Origin of the sequence: Haloparvum sedimenti (assembly GCF_001462205.1) — an archaeon.
Taxonomy (GTDB): Archaea; Halobacteriota; Halobacteria; order Halobacteriales; family Haloferacaceae; genus Haloparvum; species Haloparvum sedimenti.
The window spans coordinates 1-6,925 of the sequence record NZ_LKIR01000007.1; the positions used below are offsets into that span (position 1 = coordinate 1).

The 6,925-nt window shown below is 56.2% G+C and carries 12 protein-coding genes; 3 read left to right on the forward strand and 9 right to left on the reverse strand.

The genetic code is table 11. The features are described from left to right. Positions 1-286 (forward strand): hypothetical protein (locus AN233_RS17540; RefSeq protein ID WP_218055028.1); only part of this gene is annotated, 286 nt, incomplete at its 5' end. A gap of 212 nt (positions 287-498) precedes the next feature. Continuing rightward, positions 499-804, forward strand: a complete 306-nt coding sequence (locus AN233_RS00375; protein ID WP_058364907.1) for a nickel-binding protein — start codon at positions 499-501, stop codon at positions 802-804. A 63-nt stretch (positions 805-867) separates the two neighbouring features. Here the strand turns inward: AN233_RS00375 and AN233_RS00380 are convergent, their stop codons facing one another. The 4 genes from AN233_RS00380 to AN233_RS00390 all read right to left on the reverse strand — a co-directional run bounded on the left by AN233_RS00380 (position 868) and on the right by AN233_RS00390 (position 3,932). Then, on the reverse strand, positions 868-1,686 hold the full coding sequence (locus AN233_RS00380) for a helix-turn-helix transcriptional regulator (protein ID WP_058364900.1): 819 nt from the start codon (positions 1,684-1,686) through the stop codon (positions 868-870). 888 nt (positions 1,687-2,574) lie between these two features. Further along, the gene (locus AN233_RS17025) at positions 2,575-2,733 is read right to left on the reverse strand and encodes a hypothetical protein (protein WP_176696594.1); all 159 of its coding nucleotides are present in this window, start codon (positions 2,731-2,733) and stop codon (positions 2,575-2,577) included. Next, entirely contained in the window at positions 2,733-3,419 is a 687-nt protein-coding gene (locus AN233_RS00385) for a DUF6166 domain-containing protein (protein ID WP_058364901.1), read from the reverse strand. The genes AN233_RS17025 and AN233_RS00385 overlap by 1 nt, the downstream gene beginning before the upstream one ends. 120 nt (positions 3,420-3,539) lie before the next feature. After that, positions 3,540-3,932 (reverse strand): CopG family ribbon-helix-helix protein, encoded by a 393-nt coding sequence (locus AN233_RS00390; protein WP_058364902.1) that lies wholly within the window; start codon positions 3,930-3,932, stop codon positions 3,540-3,542. A gap of 101 nt (positions 3,933-4,033) precedes the next feature. Between AN233_RS00390 and AN233_RS00395 the strand changes: the two genes are divergently transcribed. Beyond that, positions 4,034-5,260: an MFS transporter gene (locus tag AN233_RS00395; protein ID WP_058364903.1), complete on the forward strand. Its 1,227-nt coding sequence runs from the start codon at positions 4,034-4,036 to the stop codon at positions 5,258-5,260. Positions 5,261-5,299: 39 nt separating this feature from the next. Here AN233_RS00395 and AN233_RS15915 read toward each other — a convergent pair whose 3' ends face one another. From AN233_RS15915 to AN233_RS00410, 5 genes are all read right to left on the reverse strand, one after another. Then, a complete protein-coding gene (locus AN233_RS15915; RefSeq protein ID WP_080508262.1) occupies positions 5,300-5,521 on the reverse strand; it encodes a hypothetical protein in 222 nt (73 codons plus the stop codon). Positions 5,522-5,570: 49 nt separating this feature from the next. After that, the gene (locus AN233_RS00400) at positions 5,571-5,849 is read right to left on the reverse strand and encodes a DUF7389 domain-containing protein (protein WP_058364904.1); all 279 of its coding nucleotides are present in this window, start codon (positions 5,847-5,849) and stop codon (positions 5,571-5,573) included. 17 nt (positions 5,850-5,866) lie between these two features. Next, positions 5,867-6,271: a DUF6166 domain-containing protein gene (locus AN233_RS15920; protein ID WP_080508264.1), complete on the reverse strand. Its 405-nt coding sequence runs from the start codon at positions 6,269-6,271 to the stop codon at positions 5,867-5,869. A gap of 127 nt (positions 6,272-6,398) precedes the next feature. Next, the gene (locus AN233_RS15925; RefSeq protein WP_080508263.1) at positions 6,399-6,662 is read right to left on the reverse strand and encodes a type II toxin-antitoxin system RelE family toxin; all 264 of its coding nucleotides are present in this window, start codon (positions 6,660-6,662) and stop codon (positions 6,399-6,401) included. Beyond that, on the reverse strand, positions 6,655-6,925 hold a 271-nt coding region (locus tag AN233_RS00410), incomplete at its 5' end, for a ribbon-helix-helix domain-containing protein (protein WP_245625914.1). The genes AN233_RS00410 and AN233_RS15925, both read right to left, overlap by 8 nt.

Genomic DNA, 6,925 nt, shown 5'->3' on the forward strand with positions numbered 1-6,925 from the left:
GGTTAACAGCCTAAACGAAGCCAAAGCCAGACTTCCCTCCACCAATTACTCGCTGGAGGGGCGTCGTTGGCGTACCTACTCAGGATTCGGCACCCAGGGATGGGTCTCCCAGCGTGCGAAGCTGCTCTTCTATAAGCAGAAGTTCTCATACAATCGATTGACGTGCTTCTCTGTGGCTGATAAATGGGCCGTGCTGCATACAGGGCGCGTATCGCGCATGGTTGGAAACCACAGACCGTCCCAACAAGCCCCCATTCAGGTGATTGAGCCACAGCAACCGATCTGATAGCTACCGATACTGCTCACACCGTTGATCACCAATCCGTTCATCTGAAACCGAACCGTTTCACATCACAGTAGCGTCCCATCGTGAGGGAAAATCCCGTCGATTAACTACAAACTCCAGCGCCACGTAGCGTCTTCCATGTCTCATCGAGACATGACACCACCGACAGGACATCGCACAGAACTCCTACCGGACGAGCAGAGGGAGGGATGATGAACGAACGAGAGATGGTGGATTATCTTATCTTCCGTGAGATCGATCCACCCGTGACTCACGCCGAGCGAGAACGTGCCAGTGAGCGGTCGATTGCGGCGCTAGACACGGTCCGTGACGACGGCGATGCTATCGAATGGGTCCAATCCGAGATCATGACGAACGAGGAGGACATGGTGACGGGGACACTCTGTCACTTCCGAGCCGAGACGGAGGAAACTCTCCGTGAACACGCCGACTGTGCCGGGCTTCCAGTCTCACAGGTCTATCGCCGGGGGGAGCACGTCGCCGGTCCGGATGGATAGAGAACTCCTCGAACACCGATTCGGGAACAGAGATCAGCAGATCTGTTCGAGGGGGAGAATACGTTACGATCTGGACTCGAGTGCCTCCTTGAGGGATTTCGGATTGAACCGTGGCAGCTGAATCGCATTGGTCCAATACAGTTCGAAGAGGGTCTTCGCCCAGGCACGTCCCTCTGGTTCGTCTGTATCGATGAACGCTCGCGGAGCGCCGGTATCAGGGTCGCGGAGACCGATACCGATGTGGGAGTCAAATATGATGAGTCCGAAGGGGAGATTATCGTGTATCCGCATCGTGAGAAACTCGCTCGCACACAGCTCAACGCACTTCTTTGGATAGTTTTCCATGACGTCCGCCGCTACGTCCGGTCGTTCGACGACTTTCGTCTCCAACCCGTCGAGAATCCGCCCGTGGATTTCGTCCATGTAGGTCGGGGCGATGGCGTATGAATCGAACATTCGCAATGACTCCGTCCCCTGAACGAGGGAGACGAACCGCGCCAGCGGACCAAACGGATCACCTCGGTCAACTGTCGTGACCGTCGCGTCTGAGAAGGCGTCGATGGGACACGGCGGTTGGATGCCGGAAACGGCCTCGAACAAGGGAGCAAGCCGAACGGTCGTTCGCATGTCCTCTTCGAATCTCGCGACAACCTCAGCAACAGCCTCACCGAGTTCGGTGAGGCTGTATTCCCCGTCCCTTCGCTCGACGAGACCCCGCTCAGCGAGGGAACTGGTGTTTCGATGGGCGGTCGACTTCGATATTCCAAGACTCTGTTCTAACTCTCGCCGATCTTTCGCCCCCTCGCGCAAGGCCGCGATCATCGGTGATCGGTTGACGACCTCGATGAGAAGGTCGGAATCTACCGGGATGTCCTCGAACATGACTGTGACTGTCGGTGTCAATGTACAAAGAGGTTCCACTCGTCGTGTCCACCCGCTGGGGATAAATCGTTTCGAGATATACCCTCTCTATTCAGCACGCCGATTTCAACAGATGGGAAATCTGTAATGACGAGGAGTATGAAGACCTCTGCGAATTCCTATAGCGTGAACGAGCTGGATTCCTCGGTTGCACTCGTCGCGAAGTGATCGAGAGTCGCTTTCTGAGTCATGCTGACCACTGCTCAACTGTCGTTTGTGTGCTATCGTGACCACTGGATACCTCACACACGAATCGCCATTTCGGCGTCTCACGAATCGGCTTGTCCGGTCGATTCCCTGCTTGGCCTGTCCCCGTCTTTCCCGTACAGCGCCACCCCTTGGCCCGGAGTGCTTTCACCATTGATCCAGAGTAATCCGCTCGAACGAACGTCAGGAGGAGTCGAATCCCGCGTCGACGTGCTTCACGTCGAATGAACTGATCCATCGACTGTGCAAGCGCTGCCGATGCGAGGTTTGGGAAGTCGACGCCGATACAGATGCGAGCTGCTTCGACGATCTCGTCGCCTTCGTACCGGGTTTCATCGTGATTCAATGACCGGATGAGCGGGTGTCGCCATGTAATCGCGCCCATGAGCTGTCCTTGGTAGCTCAGACCGTGATGAACCAGGTTGGTGAGCGGGACGCTATCCATGTAGGAGTGATGGGCCTCATAGATTGCGCCGGCGACGTGCCGGGGAATCGTCTCGATTTGGACTCGCTCGGCGAACCGTAGTCCAAGCGGCGCCGTGGGTGGATCACTGTCGCGATGGATTGGACAGTCACACCCGCCCGACGCCCGCGTGAACTGAAACCCAGTCCGGCCAGTCGCATCATCGTGGTAGACGCTGGTCATGAATCGTCGCGCCCCGCCGAGACGTCTCTGTTCTCGGCTCTCTCACGTTCCTGCTTGTCGTTGTATCGCTCGAGTTCGTGGCCGATGTGCTCCAGTGCCTCAACAGCGCGTTCGATGAGCTGGTAGGTGGCCCGGGAGAAGCGAAGACTCCCCATCACACATCCTCCTCCGGCTCGACGAGGTCGTTGCTCTCGGCAACGAGTTCCCGCACGGCGGGAGCAGGATCCTCCTCAATCGGAGCGGTACGTATGTCGAGCGGAGCGGGATACGCACGGTCGCCCTGCGCACAGAGCAGGAGCAGCCACTCCTCGGTCCCTTCACCGAGGACGACGTAGTGGTCGACGTCTCGCCGCTGGAAAACTGTCCGTTCTGACTGATTCACGGCACTCCAGTTTACTGGAAGTGACGGGGTTGGCGTTCCACCATCCGGCGTGAGCGCTTCGTGCTTGGTGACGCCCGCGAGTGCGGCTTCGATATCGTCGCCGGTGAGATGCCAGCAATTGGCTGGTCCACTGCACTCCAACTGGCTCACCACGTCATCGCGGAACTGGATGTAGTGCTGGGAGGCAACGGCTTCGTCGTCGGTGTAATCGAGGAGGAGTCCACAGGCGAGCTGTGCCGAACCGCTGCCAGTGTCACCCCACTCGAAGCCTGGCCTACTCTGTCGTACGAGATCGAGGCTTCGGTTGGGGACGAGTCGCTCGTGTTCCGTGAGATTGAGTACGACCGGTCTGTCGTCGACGCGCATCCCCACATACTCGACGTGGTCTCTGTTCGTCGAGCAAGGGTCGCTCGCAGTCTGTACCTCTGTTCTGGGATAGTCGGTCGAATCCGTCTTCATATGTCGAACGCGGGTAGTCGAATACCCCGCACCCCTACCGGGGGTAAAAACTCTCTGCGAATCTATCGACTCCTCGAAAGCCAGCCTATTCAAACGGCGAATCGAGTCAGTTCCACAGACTCAGGCTACAGGCTGGAGGAACATGACGTTCACACGCCCAACAGCATCGAAATCCCGGAGTTGATACACTAACTCACGAATCCGATTTGCGGGGCCGGTACAGAAAATGGTCTCCAGACACCAGTCCCCGTGGTGCATATGTTGGGTCGTTCCAATGACGTCCTCGAACTCGTGTTGAATTGTATGAAGCTCTCCAATGACGAGTGTATGTTCGTAGTCGAACGCTATTGCCGCGACAGCTTCTCCTTTAATCTCTTCTAACCGCGTGTGGCGCTCGATGTATTCTTGCATCGCTTCACGGACTGCTCGCGACCGTGATTCCATCCCCTCGGACTTCCACGTCTCGTCGAATGAATCGAGCACCTCCTGTGGAACGTTGAGGCTCGTTCGCATATGCGACCTTACGTTGAGAGCTACTTAGGGCTCTGTTATTACGATTCCTCAGAAGCAAAATAACGGAACGTAATTGAGTCTCTCTTCCCGATGTCCGAATAATGGGCCGTCTCTCTGGCTCTCTCTTGAATGCGTCCGCACCTGGTAGTATCATCAAATACTATCTCTACAAATCCACCAAAGCGGTCGAATTCTACCGGCCGATAATGTACCTCTTTTTCCTGGCACAGGGACTCAACTTCACCCAAATCGCCATTCTCGAAGCAATATACAATCTAACCACACTACTCGGTGAAATACCGACGGGGTACATCGGAGATCGCGTTGGTCGACGGAATAGCCTCCTTATCGGGACGGTGCTGATCGCTGTAACGCTTCTGGGGATTGGTTTTTCTGAGTCGTTTTTCGCGTTGGCGGTTCTCTATGTCTGCTGGTCTGCGGGGTACAACTTTAGATCCGGGAGTGAGGATGCGTGGCTATACGACACGCTCACAGACGACCTTTCGGAGGACGAGTTCGCACACGTTCGAGGGCGAGGAGAATCTGCAGCTCTCGCAGTTGGTGCTGGTGCAGCCATTGTTGGCGGATATCTCGGAAGTATCGATCTCTCGTACCCGTGGTTCGTTGCAGCTGCAGTTACTGGGTTTGGCGCCGTGGTACTGCTCACACTAGACGAACCTGAAACGTATAAAAAGACAGATACGGACGCGTTGAGCTTCCGCCGAACCGTTGGTATCGTCAAGGAGGCGCTTTCCGAGCGGAATCTCCGGGCATTCATTCTCTATTATTACGTCCTCTACGCCGCTGTGACGTACCTTGTGTTCGTTTTTCTCCAACCAATATTCCAGACCGTCGTTGTCGATTTAGGCGTCTCCCTTGGACAAGTCGAATCACTTCTGGGGTGGTTCTACGCAGCGTACAGTCTCGTCGGTGCGGTACTCAGCTACTATACCGGTGCGATCAAGGATTTCATCGGTATCCAGACGTGGTTCATCATCTTGCCATTCATCGTCGGTGCAGCACTGGTCGGGATGTACTTCATTCCCATACTCGCGCTTCCGACCTTCCTCGTCGCTCGAGGGCTCTCGGACGTTACGCGGTCATTCGCTGGACAGTACGTTAACAACCGAATTGAAACACTCGGACGCGCAACTGTGTTGAGCGCTATGGCGATGGTCAGCGGCTTAGCAGTTATTCCATTTCAACTTGGAAGCGGTGTTCTCTCGGACTATGTGTCCCCACTGTTTGCGCTAGCTGTCGGGGGAGTTGTCCTCATCGTTGGTTCCGGAGTAATCCTTTCGTGGGAGCTCCCTGTAACCGAGCCATGATGTTACTGAAGGCTCCGAAAACGACGATTGCGGGTTGGCTCACCTCTCTTGGGAACGGATATCGTCGGCCTGCTGCTTGAGCTGGCGAAGAATCCGAATACGCTGTTGATTTGCGTTCTCGTAGGCGACACACGCTCGCAGCGTCTCCATATCGTGAATCGTCACGATCCCCGCGTTGATGAGGCGCGAGTTTGGCGGTTCGAGTCGCTGTGCTGGCGACAGTTCGTTCGAATTTCGTTCTTGTTCTTCTGAGTCGCTCACTGATGATCGCCTCCGCTCTTACAGAGGCGAAATAGACCGCACCTGCCCGCTACTCGTCGTCTTCCCCCGGTTGGATCTGGCGGGCGTCTTCGGCGAGGTCGTGGATGTACCTCCGAAGCGTCTCCATGTCCTCGCGGGCCTTTTCGAGCGTTTTCGCTTTCACTTTCGCTGTGACCTTATCCTGATCGCGAGTCCCAGTACCGCGAGTCAGCTTCACGGTGAGGGAGACCCCGACATCGCTTCGCTCGACGTACTCAGTTGGTGCCTGTCGCGCACTGTTCTCGGTCGATTCTACGTTCGTACGGGACTGCTGGGTGGGTTCTGGCATGGATTGCTCTCTGACTGTTAGTTGACGGATGGTGCGACTGGTTCGTCGACTGTCTCACGAAGGGCCGCATCTATCTCGTGTCCTGTGAGTCGCCAGCGCTGTTTGGGACCATTACACTCCAATCGGCTCACTACTTCGTTCTTGAACGCCATGTACTCCGCCAGCGCGACATCCTCGTCGTCGGTGTAATCGAGCAGGAGGGCGAGCGCGAGTTGGGCCGGCCCGCTGCCACCATATCCCCATTCGAAGCCCGAAGGACTGTGATTCGCCAGCTCCAGACTCCGATCTGGGGTCAGCGGTTCGCGATCAGGATGCTTTTTGACGATTGCGCGGCCTCGCTGTCGGTAACCGACGTAGACGATGTCGGGATATCCCTCTAGAAGTGTCTGTTCGAGCGAATGTGGCTTGATGGTTCCACTCATGGTTCTGTCCGCGAGATTCTCGTTCGAGCACCTCCGCACCCTTCAGGGGGTGAAAAACAACCACAATGAACGCCGACCTAGACTAGGGTTCGATTACTCTTCTACGGAAGCCAATTCGTTGAGCCTGTTATGGAGGAAGGTGGCGGTCATAGATATTCCGCCGGTGCCCGACGGCTTCGACAACGAGTAAGTCCTCGTCTCGATCCCACGTGATAATCGCACGGTAATCCCCCGCACGAAGTTTGTAGTACGGGTAGCCGGTGAGTTTTTCGAGTCGATGGGATGTCCAGTCCTTTGCTTCGTCGAGCTTTTTGACTACTCGTTCTTGGGCCTCAGCTTCGAGTCCGTCGAGGAGTTCAATTGCTTTTGGCGTCCACTCGATCTCAGTCATCGATGCCGAGACGTTCCTTCACATCCTCGTGCGAGACAGTCTTGCCTTGCTCTCGCTGCTCACGGCTTTCGGTGAGGTGCTGGAGCGCCTCCTCAGAGAGCTGTGTCGGCGGGGTGACTGCGTCGCGGAGTGCATCGCGGATAAATTCGGACTTGTTGGCGTAGCCGCGTTCCTCCCAGACTTCGTCTATTTGGGTGAGCAGCGCTCGGGGCACCCGGACGTTTATCTTCTCCATTTCGCCGTTCGATCCGGAATTGCTGTCG